Below are 21,203 nucleotides of genomic sequence, written 5' to 3'. Positions count from 1 at the left end.
GGTCGTCGGTGCGCCGAGGGGGCGTCAGCCGCGGTGGTTGCCCGTGCGCTCGCCCCACTCGCGCCACGAGTACTCGGGCACGAAGCCGAGCAGGTCGCGGGCCTTGTCGCTGCTGAGCAGCGGCTCGACGCCCTCGACCGCCCGGCGCTTCTCGACCTGCGGCCAGTACTGCTCGGCGAGCACGGCCGTCGGCGTGTTCATCACGGTGTCGGCCGCCGCGATGATGAACGCCTCGAAGCCGACGAGGTCGCTCTCGAGCGCCTTGCGCACGGCCTGGGCGCCGTCGCGGGCGTCGATGTACGAGAACAGGTTGAAGGTGCGCTTCTCGGGGGTCTCGTCGAAGGGGTACTCCGAGTAGTCGCCGTCGTCCATCACGTTCGAGAAGCGCAGGCCGATCAGCTTGAGCTGACGGTCCCACCGCGTGAAGTGCCGCGCCATCTCCTCCTCGACGGCCTTGCCCAGCGAGTACGACGACTCGGGGCGCACGGCGTACTCCTCGTCGAGCGGCAGGTACGGCGGATCGATGTCGAACGGGATGCCGAGCAGGGTCTCGCTCGAGGCCCAGACGACGTTGCGGATCTTCGCGGCACGGGCGGCCGCGAACACGTTGTAGCTCGACGTCACGTTGTTCGTGAAGAGGGCGGCGTTCGGCACCAGGCCGGGGGCCGGGATGGCGCCGAGGTGCACGACGGCGTCGATGTGGTCGTACCGGTCGTCCACGCTGGTGAGCGCCTGGACGACCTGGCCGTAGTCGGTCAGGTCGACCCTGACGAAGACGACGCCGTCGACGGGGTCGGGGCTGGGGACGCGGTCGAGCAGGACGACCTCGTAGCCGTGGTCGGCGAGGTCGCGGACGACGGCGCGGCCGAGCTTGCCGCTGCCGCCGGTGACGGCGACTCGGGTGGTGGGGGTGCGGGGAGACGACATCGTCGGCCCTTTCTGCCGGACGCCCGGCGGGTCTGGGGGTGCGCGGATCGGGCTCCGCGCCTCCGTCGTTTCTACTAGCCGGCGGGCCTCCGTGGTCGGACGCGGGTGGTCGGGCCGACTCCGTCCCGACGCCCGGAAGGCGCGGCGAGGGTCCGCATCCGCTGGGAGCCGTGTCGGACGTGCCGGGTAGCTTCGGCCTGACCGGGGTCGACCGTCGGCCCCCGAGAGAGGCCCTCATGAGCACGCCCACGAACCCCGCGAACCACGACGCCGACGAGCGCACCGACCCGGCGGCCGTGCACGGCGACAGCCCCGAGGAGGTCGAGCTGAACGGCGAGTCCCCGGCCGACGAGGCCGCGGTCGAAGGTGCCGTCGAGCAGGTCGACGGGCTCCTCGGTGGCCCGGGACGCGTCGCCTGAGCCGTCGGGCCGGTCGACGCGTCAGCCGATCGGCTGCAGCGAGTGGAAGGCGGTGCCGTGGTAGACGAGCGGTGCCGCCGTGTCGTCGACCCGGGCGCCGAGCACCTGCAGGATGACCACGACGTGGTCGCCGACGGGCACCTCGCGGTGCACCACGCACTCGAGCCGCAGCGGGGTGCCCGACACCAGGACGGCCCCGTCGTCGGTGACGACGTGGTCGACGTCGGCGAACCGGGCGGCCCGCGTGCGCGACGAGAGCTGACGGCAGAGCAGGCCCTGGTCGGCGGCGAGCACCGAGACGCCGAGGCGCGGCGCCGTGCGCAGGCGGGCCCAGGTCGCCGAGTCCTGACGCGCGGAGAACGTCACCATCGGCGGGTCGAACGAGGCCCCGACCGTGAAGCTCGAGACGACCATGCCGTCCGGGCCGTCGACCCCGGTGGCGGCGAGCGCGGCGACCCCGCTCGGGAAGGCGGCGAACGCCGAGCGTTCGACCGGGTCGAGCGACGTGGTGCGGTTCATCGGGGCTCCCGTCGAGAGATGTGAACCAGTTGGTTCATCGCGACGTTAGCCGTCCGGTGTTTCATCCGGATTACGAGGTGTTCCAATCACCTGGAAGTCACCCACCACCTCGGGCATCGTCCGAGGTACGGTGTAGTGCGCTCACCGGCTGGTTACCGGGGCGCCCGTTCCCGTCAAGCGGCCGACGAACGCAGCGTGGTCTCCTGATCCGACTTCGTGAGGTCCTCGGCCGTGGGTCCGGTGGGCACGCCCTGGTCCGAGCTCCGCTCGTCGACCGGGGCGTGCCCTCTTCTCGTCCCGGAGGTCGTCGCAGACCGGTCGTCCTCGGGGTCGCGAGTCGCGCCTCCTCGTGATTTACTTGAGTCCCCCTCACCTCGTGGAGGTTCAGGGCACGAGGCGGGGGACCGGCCGCGGGGGCGTCGTCGCGCTCCCGCGGCCGGACGACCCGTCCGTGGTCGTCGCCCTCGGACCGGTGGATGGTGCAGGGTTGACTCATCATGTCGCCCGCTCCCGTCGCCCCCCTCGCCGCCCTGCTCCCCTCGACGCCGGGCGCCGACTCGTACGACGCCGACGCGGCGTACACGGCCTTCGCCGAGTGGGCCGAGTCGCGGGGGCTGCCCCTCTACCCGGCCCAGGACGAAGCGATGATGGAGCTCGTCGGAGGCGCCTCGGTGATCCTCAGCACGCCGACCGGCACGGGCAAGTCGCTCGTCGCGGCCGGCGCCCACTTCGTCGCCCTGAGCCAGGGTGGGCGGTCGTACTACACGGCCCCGATCAAGGCCTTGGTCAGCGAGAAGTTCTTCGCGTTGGTCGAGCTCTTCGGGCCCGAGAACGTCGGCATGGTGACCGGCGACTCGTCGGTGAACTCCGACGCGCCGATCATCTGCTGCACGGCCGAGATCCTCGCGAACCTGGCCCTGCGGCACGGGGCCGACGCCGCCGTCGACCAGGTCGTGATGGACGAGTTCCACTTCTACGGCGACCAGTCCCGCGGCTGGGCCTGGCAGGTGCCGCTGTTGCTGCTGCCGCGTGCGCAGTTCCTGCTGATGTCGGCGACGCTGGGTGACGTCACCCGCATCACCGACGACCTCGCGCGGCGCACCGGTCGGCCCGTGGCGCGGGTCACGGGTGTCGAGCGTCCCGTGCCGCTGCACTACTTCTACGCGCAGACGCCCGTGCAGGAGACGGTCGAAGAACTGCTCTCGACCGGCGAGGCGCCCGTCTACGTCGTGCACTTCTCCCAGGCCGCGGCGCTCGAGCGGGCGCAGGCGCTGTCGAGCATCAAGGTCGCCAGCCGCGAGCAGCGCGACGAGATCGCCGAACTGATCGGCGGTTTCTGGTTCAGCACCGGGTTCGGCAAGACCCTCAACCGCCTGGTGCGCTCGGGCATCGGGGTGCACCACGCGGGCATGCTGCCCAAGTACCGTCGCCTCGTCGAGCAACTGGCGCAACGCGGCCTGCTGCGGGTCATCTGCGGCACGGACACGCTCGGCGTCGGCATCAACGTGCCGATCCGCACGGTGTTGCTGACGGCGCTGACCAAGTTCGACGGCACCCGCATGCGCCAGGTCAGCGCGCGAGAGTTCCACCAGATCGCCGGGCGGGCCGGTCGCGCGGGCTACGACACCTCGGGCACGGTGACGCTCCAGGCGCCCGAGCACGAGATCGACAACCTCAAGCAGATCGAGCGGGCGGGCGACGACCCGAAGAAGAAGCGCAAGATCGTCCGCAAGAAGGCGCCCGACGGCTTCGTGTCCTGGGGCGAACCCAGCTTCACCAAGCTCATCGCCGCCGAGCCGGAGGCCCTGACCTCGCACATGCAGGTCACCCACGCCATGCTGCTCAACGTCATCGGGCGCGGCGGCGACGTCTTCGCCAACGTGCGCTCGCTGGTCTTCGACAACCACGAGCCCCTCGCCAAGCAGTACGCCATGGCCCGGCAGGCCATCTCGATCTACCGCACGCTGCGCACCGCCGAGGTCGTCGTACAAGAGGCCTCGCCCGACGGAGGCGCTCCGACCATCCGCCTGACCGTCGACCTGCAGGCCAACTTCGCCCTGAACCAGCCGTTGTCGCCCTTCGCCCTGGCGACCTTCGAGGTGCTCGACGTCGAGTCGCCCACCTACGCCCTCGACATGGTGTCCGTGGTCGAGGCGACCCTCGACGACCCCCGGCCGATCCTGTCGCAGCAGCAGTTCAAGGCCCGCGGCGAGGCCGTGGCCGCGATGAAGTCCGAGGGCATCGAGTACGACCAGCGCATGGAACTCCTCGAGGAGGTCACCTGGCCCAAGCCGCTCGACGAGTTGTTGACCGCCCTGTTCGAGACGTATGCGGCCTCGCAGCCCTGGATCGGCGACTTCGCGCTCAGCCCCAAGTCGGTCGTGCGCGACCTGTACGAGCGGGCCATGACCTTCGGCGACTTCGTGGCCTTCTACGGGTTGGCCCGCTCCGAGGGGCTCGTGCTGCGCTACCTGTCCGACGCCTTCCGTGCGTTGCGGCAGACGGTGCCGGACGAGGCGAAGACCGACGAGCTGGTCGACGTCATCGAGTGGCTCGGCGAACTCGTCCGGCAGGTCGACTCCAGCCTGCTCGACGAGTGGGAAGAGATGGTGAACCCGAGCGAGCTCGAGGCCCACGACGAGATCGTGCCCCCGACGCTCCGCAACCTCACCGCCAACGCGCGGGCCTTCCGGATCATGGTCCGCAACGAGCTGTTCCGTCGCGTCGAACTCGCCGCCCGCGACGACGCGGACGCCCTCGGGGCCCTCGACGCGGGCTCGGGCTGGGACGCCGACCGCTGGGGCGAGGCCCTCGACCGGTACTACGACGAGTACGACTCCATCGGCACGGACGCCGCGGCCCGGGGCCCGCAGATGCTCCAGGTCGAGCAACTGCCCACGGTGTGGCGGGTGCGGCAGATCCTCGCCGACCCCGAGGGCGACCACGACTTCGGCATCTCGGCCGTGGTCGACCTCGCCTCGAGCGACGAGCGAGGCGAGGCCGTCGTGACCGTCACGGCCGTCGGGCCGGCCTCCGAGCGGAGCCGACCGTCACCCGTCGAGGGGTAATCTCGTAGGGTCGCGCCCCACCCCGGCAGCCGACCAGCTCCACCCGCGTTCCACCACGAAGAGGTCGCCATGTCTCGTCTGTCCGGCAAAGTCGCCATCGTCACCGGGGCAGCCTCGGGCATCGGCGAGGCGATCGTCCGCCGGTTCGCCGACGAGGGGGCCCGGGTCGTCGCGACCGACATCGTCGACGGGGCGGCCGTGGCCGCCGAGACGGGGGCCGAGTTCGTGCAGCACGACGTCGCCAACGGCGGCGACTGGAAGCGCGTCATGGACCGCATCGCCGAGCACTACGGCCGACTCGACGTGCTGGTCAACAACGCCGGCATCGTCTCGGGTCAGTCGATCGACGTCACCCAGCTCGAGAGCTGGAACCGCGTCTTCGCGGTCAACGTCACCGGCGTCATGCTCGGCACGCGCTTCGCCATCGAACAGATGCGCGCGAACCCCGACGGCGAGGGCGGGTCGATCATCAACCTGGCTCCGGCGACGTCCTTCCTCGGCTTCGGTGACGACGCGGCCTACACGGCGAGCAAGCACGCGCTGGTCGGGCTCACCCGGTCGAGTGCCGCACACGCCGCCCAAGAGGGCTGGAACATCCGCATCAACTCGCTCCACCCCGGCCCGACCGACACCGCCCTGTTCCGCCGTCAGGTCGAGGCCCAGCCGCAGGTGCTCGACGCGTTCCGCGCCATGAGCCCGCGGGGTCGACTCGCCAAGCCCGACGAGGTCGCCGGGCTCGCCCTGCACCTCGCGAGCGACGACTCGGCCTTCTCGACGGGCGCCCAGTTCGTCGTCGACGGCGGGCTGTCGAGCACGCACCCCTCGATGTAGCCGCGCGGCGCGGCGCTGCTTGCCTTGCGCGGTGCGGCACCGCGACTCGTGCACGGCACCGCGTCTAGATCAGGTGCGGTGCCCGATTCGCGGTGCGGTGCGGTGCGGTGCGGGTGGGGCGCGTCAGAAGAGCGTCGCCGGAGGCGCGGGCGGGGTCGCCGGCGCCGCGATCGGGTCGGTCGTGGCGACCGGTGCCCCCGGCCAGCCGGGCCCGGACGGCACGTCGGTGCGGTTCTGGAACGCCGTGGCCGCGCCCCGGGCCCGCACGTCGGCCGCCTCGTTCATCTCGTGGCCGACGTGGCCGCGGACCCACTCGAAGCGCACCTTCCGCCCGGCCAGGGCGGCATCGAGCTCCTTGAGGATCTCGACGTTGAGCACGGGCTTGCCGTCGGCCTTCCGCCATCCCTTGCGCTTCCAGCCGGGCATCCACTCGGTGCAGGCCTTGATCGTGTACTGGCTGTCGCACAGGATGTGCAGGTCGTCGTCGGTTCCGGCCGTGGCGCGCAGCAGCTCGAGCACGGCGGTGAGCTCGCCCTGGTTGTTGGTGGCACGCGGCCAGCCGCCGGCCGCCCACCGCTCGTCGTCGACGTACCAGGCCCATCCGGCGGGACCGGGGTTGCCGAGGGCCGATCCGTCTGCTGCGGCGGTGATGGTCATGCGGGGTGCTCCTTGCGTCGACGGGTTGCCGGTCCACGGTAACGTGCCGGGCGCGACCGACCGGACCCGCGCCTCCTGCGGGGTGTCAGCGATCGCCCGGTGGGGTGGCGCCCGCCCGGGTCAGCCGTTGTGGTCGGGGTGCGACCCGGTGCGCTCGCCCGTCTCGATGCCCGCGACGGCGGCGAGGTCGCCGGCGTCGAGCTCGAAGCCGAAGACGTCGAGGTTGGCGCGGATGCGCGACGGAGTGACCGACTTCGGGATCACGACGAGGCCCTGCTGCAGGTGCCAGCGGATCGTCACCTGGGCCGGGGTGACCCCGTGCTTCGCACCGATGCGCACCAGGGCGGCGTTGTCCAGGATGCGCCCTCGCGCCAGCGGCGACCACGCCTCGGTGACGATGCCGTGGGTGGCGTCGAAGTCGCGCAGCTCGCGTTGCTGCAACCACGGGTGCGCCTCGACCTGGTTGATGGCCGGCACGACGTCGGTCTCGGCCATCAGGCGCTCGAGGTGCGCGATCTGGAAGTTGCTCACGCCGATCGAGAGCGCGCGGCCCTCGGCCCGGATCGTCTCGAGCGCGCGGTAGGTCTCGACGTACTTGTCCTGCCGCGGAGCCGGCCAGTGGATGAGGTAGAGGTCGACGTGGTCGGTGCCGAGCTTCGTCAGGCTCTCGTCGAACGAGCGGAGCGTCTCGTCGTAGCCGTGCGCGGTGTTCCAGACCTTGGTCGTGAGGAACACCTCGTCGCGCGGCACGCCCGAGGCCCGCAGGGCCCGGCCCACGCCCCGCTCGTTGGCGTAGAACTCGGCCGTGTCGAGGTGGCGGTACCCCTCGGCGAGGGCGGTCTCGACGACCCGCTCGGCCTCGTCGTCGGCGACCTTGTAGACGCCGAGGCCGAGCTGGGGGATCGTGCGGCCGTCGTTGAGGGTGATCTGGGGCACGTCGATGGAGGGCATGCCCCAACTCTGCCAGCGACCGACCGACGCGTGTCGCACGCACCGGGCGACCGTCCGGTGAACGGTGCGCGCCGGGCCCGTCGCCCGATGGACGAGGAGGCGCGGGTCAGCTCGTCTGGACCGGCACCGGTTCGGTGTCGGGCAGGGGGCTGGCGTCACGGCCGCGGAGGTCGGGCAGCGCCTTGTGGAACGCGGCCCCGACGATCATGCCGACGAAGGCGAAGCAGGCGGCGACGATGAGCCCGCCCTGGCCGCCGACGTGGTCGATCGCGAAGCCGGCGATGGCCGAACCCAGGGCCGAGCCGATCAGCTGGCCGGTGCCGGCCCAGCCGTAGGCCTCGGCCGTGTCGCTGAACTTCACGCTCGACGAGACGATCGCGAACATCACGGCCAGGGCGGGTGCGATGCCGACGCCCGCGATCAGCAGCGTGATGCTGATCGGCCAGAGGCCCGTCGCGAAGATCGCGAGGGTCATGCCCACGAACACGATGGCGATGCGGCGGGCGAGCGCCCACGGGCCGACCGGGACGTGCCCGAGGGCGAGACCGCCGACCAGCGACCCCGCGGCGAAGATCGCCAGGGCGATGCCCGAGTCGGCGCTCCCCTCGCCGAAGAGCGCGACGACGCCGGCCTCGACCGCGGCGCAGGCGCCGATGAGCAGGAACCCGGCGACGGTCGCGAGCAGCACGGTCGGCCGGGCCAGCACCTTGCCGAAGGCCCGCTTGCTGCGGGGGATGCGGACGCGTCCGACCTCGGGCGAGGCGATGAACCAGATGCCGCCGCCGACCAGGAACGCGGCCGCGAGCCAGATCGCCTCTCGCGTGCCGACCTGCGTGCCGACGAAGGTCGTGATGACCGGACCGGCGACCCAGATGATCTCTTGCGCGGACGCGTCGAGGGAGAAGAGGGGGGTGAGCTGGTTCGAGGTGACCATCTTCGGGTAGATGGTGCGGACGGCCGGCTGGACGGGAGGCACGCTGAGGCCCGTCACGAAGCCGAGCGCCATGAACACCGGCACCGAGAAGTCGTACAGGGTGAAGGTGACCATCGTGATGAGGCAGACCACCAGGGTCAGGGTGAGCACGGGGCGCATCGCCCAGCGGCCCATCCACCGGCTGGTGAGCGGCCCCGAGATCGCCTGACCGATGCTCGTCGCCGCGAGGACGAGACCGGCCGCGGCGTACGAGTGGTGGACGTGCTCGACGTGCAGCAGGAACGCGAGCGACAGCATGCCGAACGGGAAGCGCGCGGTCAGCTGGGCCGCGATGATGCGCGAGACGCCGGGCGTCTTCAGCAGGGTCGAATAGGTGCTCACGAGGGGACAAGTCTACGAGTGGGTCCGCGGTCCGCGACACGCCGTGGTCCCGAACTGGGGACATCCGTCGACGAGTGTCGGTGGTGGGGACGAACATGTGGAGAACGGCGCAGAACCGGGGAGAACCGCCCTCGTTCTGTGCAAAACGTGTGCGGTTCCCTGTGGACAACTCTGCGAGACGAACTACAGGCGTGTAACACCGCATCTAGTTGTGGGGGCAACCCCGGGCCACTAGATGTAGTATCGAGGAGTCGCCACGGGCACCACGACCCGCAGGCTCACGAACCACCGATCCGGCCTCAGGGGCCGGCCAGAACACAGGGGATCCCATGGCCATCACCGTCTACACCAAGCCGTCCTGCGTCCAGTGCACGGCCACCTACCGAGCCCTCGACAACAAGGGCATCGAGTACGACGTGCTCGACGTCACGGCCGACGACGCCGCCCTCGAGAAGGTCCGCGCCCTCGGCTACATGCAGGCCCCCGTGGTCATCGCCGACGACGACCACTGGAGCGGTTTCCGCCCCGACAAGATCGCCGCGCTGGCCGCCAAGGTCGACTAGTCGACCCGGCGCACAGCGCCCCACCAGTCGGATGACCCGGGGCTCGGGCCCACACCACGTCGGAGGCGAGGACTCGTCATGACGAACGAACTCGTCTACTTCTCGAGCGTCTCGGGCAACACCGACCGCTTCGTCAAGAAGCTCGGTCTCCCGGCCCGGCGCATCCCGCTGTTCCCGTCCGAGCCGCCGCTCCACGTCCGTGACCCCTACGTCCTCGTCCTGCCGACCTACGGTGGCGGCGAAGGACGAGGCGCCGTCCCGAAGCAGGTCATCCGGTTCCTCAACGACGAGGGCAACCGGCGCCTCATCCGAGGCGTGATCGCGGCGGGCAACACCAACTTCGGAGAGGGCTACTGCCTGGCCGGTGACATCGTCGCCGCCAAGTGCGACGTTCCCCTTCTCTACCGTTTCGAAGTCTTCGGAACACCAGACGACGTACAAGCCGTACACACAGGATTGGAAGAATTTTGGACGCAGCAGTCGATGACCTCGAAGTGATCGCCGCCCCGGGGCAGGGTCTCAGCTCGGGGATGGACTACCACTCCCTGAACGCGATGCTGAACCTCTACGGTCCGTCCGGCGAGATCCAGTTCGAGAAGGACCGCGAGGCGGCGAAGCAGTACTTCCTGCAGCACGTCAACCAGAACACGGTCTTCTTCCACAACCTGCGTGAGCGTCTCGACTACCTTGTCGAGAACGAGTACTACGAGCTCGCCACCATCGAGCAGTACGACTTCGCCTTCATCGAGAAGCTGAACGACCTCGCGTACTCGAAGAAGTTCCGCTTCCAGACCTTCCTCGGCGCGTTCAAGTACTACACCTCGTACACGCTCAAGACGTTCGACGGCAAGCGCTACCTCGAGCGCTTCGAGGACCGCGTCGTCATGACCGCCCTCGGCCTGGCCCAGGGCGACGAGAAGCTCGCCGTCGACCTCGTTGAAGAGATCATCGCGGGCCGGTTCCAGCCGGCCACGCCGACCTTCCTCAACACGGCGAAGGCCCAGCGCGGCGAGCTCGTCAGCTGCTTCCTGCTGCGCATCGAAGACAACATGGAGTCCATCTCGCGCGGCATCAACTCGTCGCTGCAGCTGTCGAAGCGCGGTGGCGGAGTCGCCCTGTCGCTCTCGAACATCCGCGAGGCCGGCGCCCCGATCAAGCAGATCGAGAACCAGTCGTCGGGCATCATCCCCGTCATGAAGCTGCTCGAAGACAGCTTCAGCTACGCGAACCAGCTCGGTGCCCGCCAGGGTGCCGGTGCGGTGTACCTCAGCGCACACCACCCCGACATCATGCGCTTCCTCGACACCAAGCGTGAGAACGCCGACGAGAAGATCCGCATCAAGACGCTGTCCCTCGGCGTCGTCGTGCCCGACATCACGTTCGAGCTCGCCAAGAACAACGAAGACATGTACCTCTTCTCGCCGTACGACGTCGAGAAGGTCTACGGTGTCCCCTTCGGCGACGTCGCGATCAGCGAGAAGTACCGCGAGATGGTCGCCGACTCGCGCATCAAGAAGACCAAGATCAAGGCGCGCGACTTCTTCCAGACGATCGCCGAGATCCAGTTCGAGTCGGGCTACCCCTACATCGTGTTCGAGGACACGGTCAACAAGGCGAACCCGATCAAGGGTCGCATCAACATGTCGAACCTGTGCTCCGAGATCCTGCAGGTCAACACGCCGACGACCTTCAACGAAGACCTCTCGTACAACGAGATCGGCAAGGACATCAGCTGCAACCTCGGCTCGATGAACATCGCCCTGTCGATGGACGCCCCCGACCTCGGCAAGACCGTCGAGACCGCGATCCGTGGCCTCAGCGCCGTCAGCGACATGAGCCACATCACGTCGGTCCGCTCGATCGAGGTCGGCAACGACCAGTCGCACGCCATCGGCCTCGGCCAGATGAACCTGCACGGCTACCTCGCCCGCGAGCGGGTGCACTACGGCACGCCCGAGGCGATCGACTTCACGAACATCTACTTCTACACGGTGCTGTTCCACGCCCTGCGCGCCTCGAACACCATCGCGATCGAGCGTGGCGTCACCTTCGGCGGCTTCGAGGACTCGACCTACGCGTCGGGCACCTTCTTCGACAAGTACACCGAGACCGAGTGGAAGCCCGAGACCGAGCGGGCGGCGGCACTGTTCGCCGACGCCGGCGTCGCGATCCCCACGCAGGACGACTGGCTCGCGCTCAAGGCCAGCATCATGCAGCACGGCATCTACAACCAGAACCTCCAGGCCGTGCCGCCGACCGGGTCGATCTCGTACATCAACCACTCGACGTCGTCGATCCACCCGATCGCGTCGAAGATCGAGATCCGCAAAGAGGGCAAGCTCGGTCGCGTGTACTACCCGGCGCCGTTCATGACGAACGACAACCTCGAGTACTACACCGACGCCTACGAGATCGGGCCCGAGAAGATCATCGACACCTACGCCGCGGCGACGCAGCACGTCGACCAGGGCCTGTCGCTCACGCTGTTCTTCAAAGACACGGCGAGCACGCGCGACATCAACAAGGCGCAGATCTACGCATGGCGCAAGGGCATCAAGACGATCTACTACATCCGTCTCCGCCAGCTCGCGCTCGAGGGCACCGAGGTCGATGGCTGCGTCAGCTGCATGCTCTAGGCCCTCGCGCCTCGAGTCCTTGCGCCACCCGGCGCGGGCCGGTCTCGACGACCGGCCCGCGCCTCCTGAACTCACACTCCTGCTCCTGAAAGGCACGTCATGACCCTCACCGATCCGGTCCACGCCACCGGCAAGTCGGTCCCGCTGATCTCGTCGGTCAGTGCGATCAACTGGAACCGCATCCACGACGACAAGGACGTCGAGGTCTGGAACCGGCTGGTCAACAACTTCTGGCTGCCCGAGAAGATCCCGCTGTCGAACGACGTCCAGTCGTGGAACACCCTCACGCCCGAAGAGCAGCAGATGACGATGCGGGTCTTCACCGGCCTGACGCTGCTCGACACCATCCAGGGCACCGTCGGCGCGATCAGCCTGATCCCCGACGCGATCACCCCGCACGAAGAAGCCGTCTACACGAACATCGCGTTCATGGAGTCGGTGCACGCCAAGAGCTACTCGTCGATCTTCTCGACCCTCGCGTCGACCCCCGAGATCGACGACGCCTTCCGCTGGTCGACCGAGAACGTCAACCTGCAGAAGAAGGCCCAGATCGTCCTCGACTACTACACGGGCGACGACCCTCTGAAGCGCAAGGTCGCCTCGACGCTGCTCGAGTCGTTCCTGTTCTACAGCGGCTTCTACCTGCCGATGTACTGGTCGTCGCGCGCCAAGCTGACCAACACGGCCGACCTCATCCGCCTCATCATCCGCGACGAGGCCGTGCACGGGTACTACATCGGCTACAAGTTCCAGAAGGGTCTCGAAGGCGCCTCGGACGAGCGCAAGCAAGAGATCAAGGACTACACGTTCAACCTGCTCTTCGAGCTCTACGAGAACGAGATCCAGTACACGCAAGACCTCTACGACGGCGTCGGCCTCAGCGAAGACGTCAAGAAGTTCTTGCACTACAACGCCAACAAGGCGCTGATGAACCTCGGCTACGAGCCGATGTTCCCCAAGGAGACGACCGACGTGAACCCGGCGATCCTGTCCGCGCTCTCGCCGAACGCCGACGAGAACCACGACTTCTTCTCGGGGTCGGGTTCGTCGTACGTCATCGGCAAGGCCGTCAACACCGAAGACGAGGACTGGGACTTCTGACCCACCCCCGCACCACGCAGCAGGCGTCGCCCATCCCGGGCGGCGCCTGTTCTGCGTCCGGTCCGACCGCGTGCGGGCTCAGTCGGCGAGCAGTGCCGCACGGATCGCGGCGATGCCGATCCGCACCTCGGCGAACGAGGTGCTGAGCGGCGACAGTCCGATGCGCAGGGCGTCGGGGTTGCGGAAGTCCGGCACGACACCGGCCTCCCAGAGCCGCGCCACGATCGACCGGAACGAGTCGTGCGTGATCGTGACGTGGCTGCCGCGGCGGTCCGGTTCGCGAGGCGTCGCGACGGTCACCCCGAGCGGCACGAGCCAGGCGTCGACGAGGTCGAAGGCGTAGTCGGTCAGGGCGAGCGACTTCGACCGGATGGCATCGATGCCGGCCTCGTCGATCAGGTCGAGCATGTCGTGCATCGCGAGCATGCCCATCACCGGGGGAGTGCCGCTGATGAACCGCCGGATGCCGGTCGCCGGCTGGTACCCGACGGCCATGGCGAACACGTCGGCGGCGCCCATCCACCCCTGGATCGGCTGGTCGAGCTCGGGCAGCAGCGAGGCGCGGGCGTAGACGAACGCGGGAGCTCCCGGCCCACCGTTCAGGTACTTGTAGGTGCAGCCGACGGCGAGGTCGACGCCCCACTCGTCGAGCTGCATCGGCACGACGCCGACGCTGTGGCAGAGGTCGGCCAGCACGAGACCGCCCGCCTCGTGCACGAGCGTCGTGATCGCGGGCAGGTCGACCAGCCAGCCCGACCGGTACGACACGTGGTTCACCAGCAGCAGTGCGGTGTCGGGCCCCACGACGTCGCGCACCTGCGACACGGTCACGCCGGTCGCCTTGTCGACGGCGATCCAGCGGATCGTGGCCCCGTGCTCGCGGGCGATGCCCTCGACGACGAAGCGGTCGGTCGGGAACTGGTCGTCGTCGATGACGATCTCGTGGCGGTCGGGCCGAGCCCGCAGGCCCGCACGGATCGCCTTGTAGAGCAGCACGGTCGTCGAGTCCGCCACGACCGTCTGGCCCGGGGCGGCACCGAGGCAGGCCGCCGCGATGCGGTCGCCGAGCTCGGTCGGCAGGGCCATCCAGCGTTCGTCCCACGAGCGGATCAACCGCGTGCCCCAGGCGCCCTCGACGAACTCGGACAGTCGCGAGAGCGTAGCGGTCACGGGCCGCCCGAGCGAGTTGCCGTCGAGGTACGACACCACGTCGACGGCCGGCACGAACCGGTCGACGAACGACGCCAGCGGGTCGGTGGCGTCGAGCGGGCCGGCGGGGTGCGCCGAGGCCTGCTCGTCGGGGTCGGTGGAGTCGACGGGGTAGGCGAGCGGATCGGTCATCGGGTCTTCTCCTCGAGGGCGACGGCGAGCAGCTCGTCGGCGGTCAGTGCGGTCGCGCGGGCGAGCCAGGCGGCCCGTTCGTCGGAGGACGCGGAGGCGCGGGGCGCGTCGGCGATCCAGGTCACGCGGGTGAACGGCAGGCGCGCACCGCCGGTGGGCCCGGCGACGTCGGGGGCGAGGGCGTCGAGCAGGCCGGCCAGCCCGAAGCCGGCCCGACCCATCGCGCGCAGCTCGCGTTCGTTCACCCCGAGCGGAAGGTCGCCGTTGCCGAGGTCGGTGCCGTAGAGCACCCGGCCCCCGGCGGCCCGGAACCGCGACAGGTTGTCGACGGCTGTCTCGTGCGCGGCCCCACCAAGACCGTAGCCGTGGATGTCGAGCGTGCTCACCCACGTCGTGGACGCGGCCAGCCGGGCGATGAGGTCGTCGTCGAGCCGTTCGCTGAAGGGCGTGTGGGCGAGCCGGTCGACCCCGGCGTCGGCCGCGCGTGCCGCCTGGCCGACGTCCTGGACGTGGGCGACCACGGGCAGGTCGAGCCCGTGTGCGGCGTCGACGACGGCGGCCAGCATCGCGTCGTCGAGGACGGGGCCGACGTCGGAGTTCAGGGCGACCTTGACGATCGAGGCGCCGAGGGCGTGCTGCTGCTCGACGAGCCGGGCCGCGCGGCGCAGCCGGGTCGAGGCGCGGAGGCCGCCGACCGGGAGGGAGGCGCGGGACGGCGCCCAGCCCGCCCGGCTCGGGTACCCGCCCGGCGCCGTGATCAACCCGCCGGCGATCGCCACCTCGGGCCAGCCGTCACGACCGGACCGGCCGAGCCAGCCGGACGCGACCGTCGGATCCCACCCGAGGTCGACGACCCGCGAGATGCCGCCGACGGGCAGCTGCGTGGCGTCGATCAGGCCGAGGTGGACGTGCGAGTCGGTGAAGGGGGCGAGCACGGTGCCCGGCACGTGGGGCAGCTCGGCACCGGCCAGGGTGTCGGCGTCGTGCGCGTCGGCCGATCCGGCGAAGACCACGCCGTGGGCGTCGAGGCGCAACAGGCTGCGACCGGACCACCGGCCCGACCAGGCGTGGTCGACCGTGACGAGCCGCGCCTCCTGGTCCATGACCCGACCCTATTCGTGCGTGCTGCCCGTGCCCTGCAGGCCCGCCCGCGTCCGGGGACGACGAGGCGGGCTCGCAGGGTGGGTGCCGAGGAGGCGCGACTCAGCCGGGCAGGACGGCCCGCGAGCACCGCGCCACGTAGGGCAGGCGGATGAGGTCGGCGCCGCGGGTGTCCGGGTGCGTGTCGAGCAGCCGCTCGACGTCGCGCAGCAGGGCCGCGCGGTCGTCGGGCGAGAGCGTGATGACGTAGCTGCGCGACGCGATCATGGCGAGGAACTCGTCGCGACCCAGCTCGTGCACCCAGGGGACGTCGTACCGCTCGACGGTGCCGAACGGCGCACCGACGACCGGTGCGTCCGACCCCATGTCGCGCTCTCGGGGTTGGCGCATCACCCGGCTGAGCTCCGCCAGCCACGGCACGGACTCGTCGCGGATGTTCCAGACGAGGCCGAGGGTGCCGCCGGGACGCAGGACGCGGGCGATCTCGGGCACGGCGCGGGCGGGGTCGACCCAGTGCCAGGCCTGCGCGACGAGGACGGCGTCCACCGAGTCGTCGCCGAGGGGGATGTCCTCGGCCGACCCGGCGACCGACGTCGCCCCGGGGACGACCTGCTCGAGGGTCGCGCGCATGCCCGGCGAGGGCTCGACGGCCGTGACCGACGGGGCACGGTCGAGCAGCAGACGGGTGAGCTTGCCCGTGCCCGCCCCCAGGTCGACCACGTGACAGGCGCCCTCGGGCAGCAGCCAGTCGACGGCGTCGAGGGGGTACGACGGGCGACCCCTCTCGTAGACGTCGGCGGCCAGCCCGAACGAGGCGGCGAGGTCGGAATCGGGTCGTGCGGGGTCGAAGCCGTGGGCGGCCGGATCGAACCCCTCCTGGAGTGGTTGATGTGTCACCGGAACACTGTCGCACGTCACGATCCGTCACACACCCTCTGTTACGTCGGCCTCGGGCGCAGCATGGAGGGGATGACTTCCTCGCTGCCTCCGACCCCCTCGTCCCCGCGTCCGACCCGTCCCCTGCGGGTCGTCGCGGTGTCCGGCACCCTCAGCACGCCGTCGAAGACCGACGCCCTCGTGCACGAGATCGTGACGGCGCTGGGTGACGTCCTGCCGATCGAGGCGCACGTGATCCGGGTCAGCGAACTCGGCCCCCTGTTCGCCGGCGCGCTCACCCGGGACCAGCTCGACGAGCGGGTCGAGCGCGAGCTGGTCGCCATCGAGACCGCCGACCTGCTGATCGTCGCCTCGCCCGTCTACCGCGCCTCCTTCACCGGGCTGTTCAAGCACCTGTTCGACTTCGTCGAGCAGTACGCGCTCGTGGACGTGCCCGTGCTGCTCGCCGCGACGGGGGGCAGCGAGCGCCACGCGCTGATCATCGAGCACGCGTTGCGACCACTGTTCGGGTTCTTCCAGGCCCTCACCCTGCCGCTGGGCGTCTACGCGCACACGACCGACTTCACGGCGACCGGAGGCGCGGAGAAGTACGCGGTCACGGCCCCTCTGCTGCAGGAGCGCATCCGCCACGCGATCCAGCGCGGCCTGCCGCTGATCCGCTCGAGCATCGCCGAGAAGGGGCGCATCAAGCAGACCCTCGACGACGGCGACGCGCGCGTCGACCTGGCGGTGGGCGACCTGCGCGCCGACGAGCTCGACGTCACGACCCCGACGCGCCTGTTCAGCTGAGCGCGACCCGAAGGCGGGGCAGCCGCTCCGGGATGCCCACCGGTATCGTGATCGTCGTGAACCCCGACCCGACTCCCCGTGGCCCGTCCGTCGCCCGCGCCGAGATCCGCGACAGCGAGGCACAGCGCCGTCTCGGCCTGTTGCCCTCCGGCGTGCTGCCGGGGCGTGCGGCCCGATGGGTGGACGACGGCGTGGACGACCTGTCCGTGCTCGCGCTCGCCGAGGCACAGACCAGCACCGACGACGCCCGTGAGGCGCTCCTCGCCCAGGCGGCCGTCGACCTCGGCCTCGGCTTCGGCTCGGTGCGCGAGGCGCGTGCCCATCACGGTCAGCGCGTCGTCGAGTCGATGACGGCCGCGTCGGCCCCTGCCGACGCCCTGGGCTTCTCGAACGGCTTCACCGACACCATCGAGGAGTCGGTGCGCGACAGCATCGCCCGCCTCTTCAAGCCCCGCGGCTGATCCGGGGCGTCGACGCGACCGGACGCAGGAGGCGCGGTGCCGGTCGTGACCGGCACCGCGCCTCCTGCGGTCGTGCCGTGGGTCAGGCCTTGCCGACCTCGAGCTCGACGACCGCCCACGAGAGGGCGGGCAGGCGGAGGCGCGCGGTGCCGCCGTCGACCGTGACGCCGGTCAGCGGCACGAGGCCCACGGTGTCCTGCGCGTTCTCGGTGTTGGACGAGAAGCGGTCGCCGCCCTCGGGGACGGCCAGGACCTCGGCGCGGGTGACGCGCCCGCCGCTGAAGCCGCGCAGGGCGACCTCGACGTCGGCCGCCTCGTCGAGCCCGCGGTTGGCGAGGAAGAACGCGACCGTGCCGGCCTCCTCGTCGTAGGTGGCGCTGACGTCGACCAGGTCGGCGTCGCCGTACTTCTCGGTGTCGACCTTGTCGCTCGTGACGAGGGTGCGCAGGATCTGCCCGGTGGCGAGCGCGGCCATGCGGGCGAACGGCCAGAAGATCGACTGACGCCACGCGGGCCCGCCGGCCTCGCTGCGGATCGGCGCGATGACGTTGACGAGCTGCGCCTGGTTGGCGATCTTGACCCGGTCGCCGTGACGCAGCAGCGAGTTGAGGAAGGTGCCGACCACGACCGCGTCGGTGACGTTGTACTGGTCCTCGATCAGCCGGGGGTGCTCGCGCCAGCCCTTCGACACGTTGTGCGGCTGGTCGTCCGAGTCGAGGCCCGTCTGGTACCAGACGTTCCACTCGTCGAACGAGATGTCGACCTGCTTCGTGTGCTTGCCGGCGGCCTTGACGCCGTCGATCGTCGACACGACCTCCTCGATGAACGCGTCCATGTCGACGGCCGTCGCGAGGAAGCTCTTCGCGTCGCCGTCGTGCTCCTGGTAGTAGGCGTGCATCGACACGTAGTCGACCTCGTCGTAGGCGTGCGTCAGGACCTCGTGCTCCCAGGTGCCGAAGGTGGGCATGCCGCGGCCCGAGCTGCCGACGGCGACCAGCTCGATCGAGTCGTCGACGAACTTCATGGCCTTGGCGGCCTCCTGGGCGAGGCGGCCGTACTCGGTGGCCGTCTTGTGGCCGATCTGCCACGGGCCGTCGAGCTCGTTGCCGAGGCACCAGAGCTTGATGTCGAAGGGGTCCTTGGCGCCGTTGGCGATGCGGCGGTCGCTCAGCGCGGTGCCGCCGGGGTGGTTGGCGTACTCGACGAGCTCCCGGGCGGCGTCGACGCCCCGGGTGCCGAGGTTGACGGCCTCCATCACCTCGGTGCCGGCCAGCTTCGACCACGCGACGAACTCGTGCAGGCCGAAGGCGTTGGTCTCGACGGTGTGCCAGGCGCCGTCGAGGCGACGGGGGCGCTGGTCGACCGGGCCGACGCCGTCCTCCCAGTTGTACCCCGAGACGAAGTTGCCGCCGGGGTAGCGGATGACGGTGGCGCCGAGCTCCTTGGTGAGGTCGAGGACGTCCTGGCGGAAGCCGTTCTCGTCGGCGGTGGGGTGACCGGGTTCGTAGATGCCGGTGTAGACGCAGCGGCCCATGTGCTCGACGAACGAGCCGAACAGGCGGCGGGGGACCGGGCCGATGGTGAACTCGCGGTCGACGGTGATGCGGGCGGTGGACATGGGTCTCCTAGGTGAGGGGATCGGCGTGCGTGTGGTGGGGACGAGGAGGCGCGGTGCGGCAGGGCGGTCGCGTCCGGGGCGGTCGGATCACTGACCTCCGAACCCGGTGGTCGAGATGCCCTTGATGATCTGCCGCTGGAAGAACAGGAACACGAGGATGAGCGGCAGGGCCGCGAGGACCGCGGCGGCCATGTTCTGCGCGTACTGGATGCCGTAGGCGCTCTCGATGGTCTGCAGGCCGACCGGCAGGGTGAGCAGCGACGCGTCGTTCGTGACGATGAACGGCCACAGGAAGTTGTTCCAGGCGCCGATGAACACGAAGATCGACACCGCGCCGAGGATGGGGCGCGACAGCGGTAGCAGGATCGTGAAGAAGACCCGGATGCGTCCCGCGCCGTCGACGCGGGCGGCGTCCTCGAGCTCGATCGGCACCTGGTCGAAGAACTTCTTCAGCACGAACACCATCGCCGGGGCGATCGCCTGCGGCAGGATGATGCCCCAGTACGTGTCGACCATGTCGAAGGCGAGCATCTGGTAGAACAGCGGCACGATCAGCACCTGCGGCGGGATGATGATCGACGCGATCGTCGCGACGTACAGCCACTTCTTGCCGCGGAAGTCGAGGCGCGAGAAGGCGTAGGCGACGAGGGCCGAGGTGGCCACGACGATCAGCGTGATGACGATCGAGGTGAACAGGCTGTTGAACAGCCACACCGGGATGTTGCCCTGTTCGAGCACCCCGCGGTAGGCGTCCAGCGTGAAGCCGCCGGCCGGGATCCAGGTCTGCGGCGTCGCCGCGGCGTCGGTCTCGCTCTTGAACGAGGTGGCGAGCGACCACAGGAACGGCAGCAGCCAGAGGACGGCGAGCACGACCAGGATGGCCACGCTGATCACGGCCATGGGGCCGAACGGCTTCTGGCCGGGTTTGTGGCCCTTCCGGCCCCGGCCGGCGGTGGGGGCCCGCAGGTCGGACGTGGGGGCGAGGGCGGGGGCGGTCATTTCTGGGCTCCCTTGCGGTTGCGGGCCGTGATGCTGAACTGCGCGATCGAGATGACGACGATGACCGCAAAGAAGATGTACGAGATCGCCGACGAGTAGCCGAAGCGGTAGCCGGTGAAGCCGGTGTCGAAGATGTACTGCACGGCCGAGCGGGTGCTTCCCGCCGGTCCGCCGGTGGTCATCTGGTAGATCTGGTCGAAGACCTTCAGCGAGGCGAGCACCTGGAGGATGACGATCAGGCCGGTGGTCGGGCCGAGCTGCGGGATGGTGATCGACAGCAGCGACCGCCAGCGTCCGGCGCCGTCGAGCGACGCGGCCTCGTACTGCTGGTCGGGGATGTTCTGAAGGGCGGCGAGGTACAGCAGGAAGTTGAAGCCGACCGTCCACCAGACGGTGGTCGCGACCACGGCGATCATGGCGGTGTCGGGGTCCTGCAGCCAGGCGGGTTGCGGCAGCCCCAGCGTGCCGAGCACGTTGTTGATCGGGCCGAGGGTGGGGCTGTAGAGCTGGATCCAGAACAGCGAGACGACCGTCGAGGCGAGCAGGTACGGCAGGAAGAAGCTCAGCCGCCAGAGCCACTGACCCGGCAGCCCGGTGTTGACGAGGATGGCGAGCACGAGCGCCACGACGACGAGCGGGATCGTGCTGAGCACCGTGAACCACAGCGTGTTGAGCATCGAACGCCACATGTCGCCGTCGGCGAAGGCCTCGGCGTAGTTGGCGACGCCGATCAGCTCGCCGCCCTGGCCGGTCAGGCTCTGGCCGGTGAAGCTCAGGTAGAAGCCGTGGAGCAGCGGCCAGACCAGGAACACCGCGAAGAGCACGGTGAACGGAGCGGCGAAGCCCCAGCCGATGCGGTTGTCGGAGGGGCCGGTCCGCTTGCGGGAGGCGCGGCTGCTGTCGGTCGCGCGGGCGTCGGACCGCGTGCGCTCGGCGGTGGCCCGGGGGGCCTTGACCGTGGTGGAGGTCACAGATCGACTCCTTCGTCGTCGTGATGGTCGGGTCGTGCG

The 21,203-nt window shown here is 69.8% G+C and carries 20 protein-coding genes; 9 read left to right on the top strand and 11 right to left on the bottom strand.

Annotated elements, in window-relative coordinates; all coding sequences use genetic code 11:
- Nucleotides 1–24: 24 nt before the first annotated feature.
- A complete protein-coding gene (locus tag IFT79_RS02370; RefSeq protein ID WP_192122809.1) occupies nucleotides 25–927 on the bottom strand; it encodes an NAD-dependent epimerase/dehydratase family protein in 903 nt (300 codons plus the stop codon).
- A 236-nt stretch (nucleotides 928–1,163) separates the two neighbouring features.
- Between IFT79_RS02370 and IFT79_RS02365 the strand changes: the two genes are divergently transcribed.
- Entirely contained in the window at nucleotides 1,164–1,346 is a 183-nt protein-coding gene (locus tag IFT79_RS02365) for a hypothetical protein (RefSeq protein ID WP_192122808.1), read from the top strand.
- Between the two features lie 21 nt (nucleotides 1,347–1,367).
- Here IFT79_RS02365 and IFT79_RS02360 read toward each other — a convergent pair whose 3' ends face one another.
- On the bottom strand, nucleotides 1,368–1,865 hold the full coding sequence (locus IFT79_RS02360; RefSeq protein ID WP_192122807.1) for a flavin reductase family protein: 498 nt from the start codon (nucleotides 1,863–1,865) through the stop codon (nucleotides 1,368–1,370).
- A 497-nt stretch (nucleotides 1,866–2,362) separates the two neighbouring features.
- Between IFT79_RS02360 and IFT79_RS02355 the strand changes: the two genes are divergently transcribed.
- Nucleotides 2,363–4,933: a DEAD/DEAH box helicase gene (locus IFT79_RS02355; protein ID WP_192122806.1), complete on the top strand. Its 2,571-nt coding sequence runs from the start codon at nucleotides 2,363–2,365 to the stop codon at nucleotides 4,931–4,933.
- A gap of 69 nt (nucleotides 4,934–5,002) precedes the next feature.
- The gene (locus IFT79_RS02350; RefSeq protein WP_043596555.1) at nucleotides 5,003–5,764 is read left to right on the top strand and encodes an SDR family NAD(P)-dependent oxidoreductase; all 762 of its coding nucleotides are present in this window, start codon (nucleotides 5,003–5,005) and stop codon (nucleotides 5,762–5,764) included.
- 123 nt (nucleotides 5,765–5,887) lie between these two features.
- Here IFT79_RS02350 and IFT79_RS02345 read toward each other — a convergent pair whose 3' ends face one another.
- The 3 genes from IFT79_RS02345 to IFT79_RS02335 all read right to left on the bottom strand — a co-directional run bounded on the left by IFT79_RS02345 (nucleotide 5,888) and on the right by IFT79_RS02335 (nucleotide 8,687).
- The gene (locus tag IFT79_RS02345; RefSeq protein ID WP_056048966.1) at nucleotides 5,888–6,421 is read right to left on the bottom strand and encodes a ribonuclease H family protein; all 534 of its coding nucleotides are present in this window, start codon (nucleotides 6,419–6,421) and stop codon (nucleotides 5,888–5,890) included.
- 120 nt (nucleotides 6,422–6,541) lie between these two features.
- Nucleotides 6,542–7,372 carry an aldo/keto reductase gene (locus tag IFT79_RS02340; RefSeq protein ID WP_056048963.1) on the bottom strand — a complete coding sequence of 277 codons (831 nt, stop codon included), beginning with the start codon at nucleotides 7,370–7,372 and terminating at the stop codon, nucleotides 6,542–6,544.
- Between the two features lie 106 nt (nucleotides 7,373–7,478).
- The gene (locus IFT79_RS02335; RefSeq protein ID WP_056048960.1) at nucleotides 7,479–8,687 is read right to left on the bottom strand and encodes an MFS transporter; all 1,209 of its coding nucleotides are present in this window, start codon (nucleotides 8,685–8,687) and stop codon (nucleotides 7,479–7,481) included.
- 329 nt (nucleotides 8,688–9,016) lie between these two features.
- Between IFT79_RS02335 and nrdH the strand changes: the two genes are divergently transcribed.
- From nrdH to nrdF, 4 genes are all read left to right on the top strand, one after another.
- Nucleotides 9,017–9,250, top strand: coding sequence for a glutaredoxin-like protein NrdH (gene nrdH, locus IFT79_RS02330; protein ID WP_043596549.1), 234 nt, complete (start codon nucleotides 9,017–9,019; stop codon nucleotides 9,248–9,250).
- A gap of 78 nt (nucleotides 9,251–9,328) precedes the next feature.
- Nucleotides 9,329–9,748, top strand: coding sequence for a class Ib ribonucleoside-diphosphate reductase assembly flavoprotein NrdI (nrdI, locus tag IFT79_RS02325; RefSeq protein WP_056048957.1), 420 nt, complete (start codon nucleotides 9,329–9,331; stop codon nucleotides 9,746–9,748).
- Nucleotides 9,749–9,780: 32 nt separating this feature from the next.
- The gene (gene nrdE, locus IFT79_RS02320) at nucleotides 9,781–11,886 is read left to right on the top strand and encodes a class 1b ribonucleoside-diphosphate reductase subunit alpha (RefSeq protein WP_123571747.1); all 2,106 of its coding nucleotides are present in this window, start codon (nucleotides 9,781–9,783) and stop codon (nucleotides 11,884–11,886) included.
- A gap of 99 nt (nucleotides 11,887–11,985) precedes the next feature.
- A complete protein-coding gene (gene nrdF / locus IFT79_RS02315; RefSeq protein ID WP_056048952.1) occupies nucleotides 11,986–12,987 on the top strand; it encodes a class 1b ribonucleoside-diphosphate reductase subunit beta in 1,002 nt (333 codons plus the stop codon).
- A 78-nt stretch (nucleotides 12,988–13,065) separates the two neighbouring features.
- Here the strand turns inward: nrdF and IFT79_RS02310 are convergent, their stop codons facing one another.
- The 3 genes from IFT79_RS02310 to IFT79_RS02300 all read right to left on the bottom strand — a co-directional run bounded on the left by IFT79_RS02310 (nucleotide 13,066) and on the right by IFT79_RS02300 (nucleotide 16,326).
- Nucleotides 13,066–14,328 carry a kynureninase gene (locus tag IFT79_RS02310; RefSeq protein ID WP_192122805.1) on the bottom strand — a complete coding sequence of 421 codons (1,263 nt, stop codon included), beginning with the start codon at nucleotides 14,326–14,328 and terminating at the stop codon, nucleotides 13,066–13,068.
- Complete coding sequence (locus IFT79_RS02305; RefSeq protein WP_192122804.1) at nucleotides 14,325–15,431, bottom strand: amidohydrolase family protein; 1,107 nt, start codon at nucleotides 15,429–15,431, stop codon at nucleotides 14,325–14,327. Before IFT79_RS02305 ends, IFT79_RS02310 begins: the two co-directional genes overlap by 4 nt.
- A 100-nt stretch (nucleotides 15,432–15,531) precedes the next feature.
- Complete coding sequence (locus IFT79_RS02300; RefSeq protein WP_123571636.1) at nucleotides 15,532–16,326, bottom strand: class I SAM-dependent methyltransferase; 795 nt, start codon at nucleotides 16,324–16,326, stop codon at nucleotides 15,532–15,534.
- A 72-nt stretch (nucleotides 16,327–16,398) separates the two neighbouring features.
- Here IFT79_RS02300 and msuE point away from each other — a divergent pair, with 72 nt between their 5' ends.
- Together msuE and IFT79_RS02290 are read left to right on the top strand one after the other, a co-directional pair.
- Entirely contained in the window at nucleotides 16,399–17,115 is a 717-nt protein-coding gene (msuE, locus tag IFT79_RS02295) for an FMN reductase (RefSeq protein WP_082460620.1), read from the top strand.
- Between the two features lie 32 nt (nucleotides 17,116–17,147).
- Nucleotides 17,148–17,576 carry a hypothetical protein gene (locus IFT79_RS02290; protein ID WP_056048939.1) on the top strand — a complete coding sequence of 143 codons (429 nt, stop codon included), beginning with the start codon at nucleotides 17,148–17,150 and terminating at the stop codon, nucleotides 17,574–17,576.
- Between the two features lie 82 nt (nucleotides 17,577–17,658).
- Here the strand turns inward: IFT79_RS02290 and arfA are convergent, their stop codons facing one another.
- The 3 genes from arfA to IFT79_RS02275 form a co-directional block, all read right to left on the bottom strand.
- Complete coding sequence (arfA, locus tag IFT79_RS02285) at nucleotides 17,659–19,194, bottom strand: arabinosylfuranosidase ArfA (RefSeq protein ID WP_056048936.1); 1,536 nt, start codon at nucleotides 19,192–19,194, stop codon at nucleotides 17,659–17,661.
- Between the two features lie 87 nt (nucleotides 19,195–19,281).
- On the bottom strand, nucleotides 19,282–20,193 hold the full coding sequence (locus IFT79_RS02280; protein WP_056048933.1) for a carbohydrate ABC transporter permease: 912 nt from the start codon (nucleotides 20,191–20,193) through the stop codon (nucleotides 19,282–19,284).
- On the bottom strand, nucleotides 20,190–21,164 hold the full coding sequence (locus IFT79_RS02275; RefSeq protein ID WP_192122803.1) for a carbohydrate ABC transporter permease: 975 nt from the start codon (nucleotides 21,162–21,164) through the stop codon (nucleotides 20,190–20,192). The genes IFT79_RS02280 and IFT79_RS02275 overlap by 4 nt, the downstream gene beginning before the upstream one ends.
- Between the last annotated feature and the right edge of the window lie 39 nt (nucleotides 21,165–21,203).

Origin of the sequence: Frigoribacterium sp. CFBP 8759 (genome assembly GCF_014841655.1) — a bacterium.
GTDB lineage: Bacteria > Actinomycetota > Actinomycetes > Actinomycetales > Microbacteriaceae > Frigoribacterium.
Note: the sequence above shows the minus strand (reverse complement) of the source record. Positions and strands in the feature narration are given on the sequence as shown.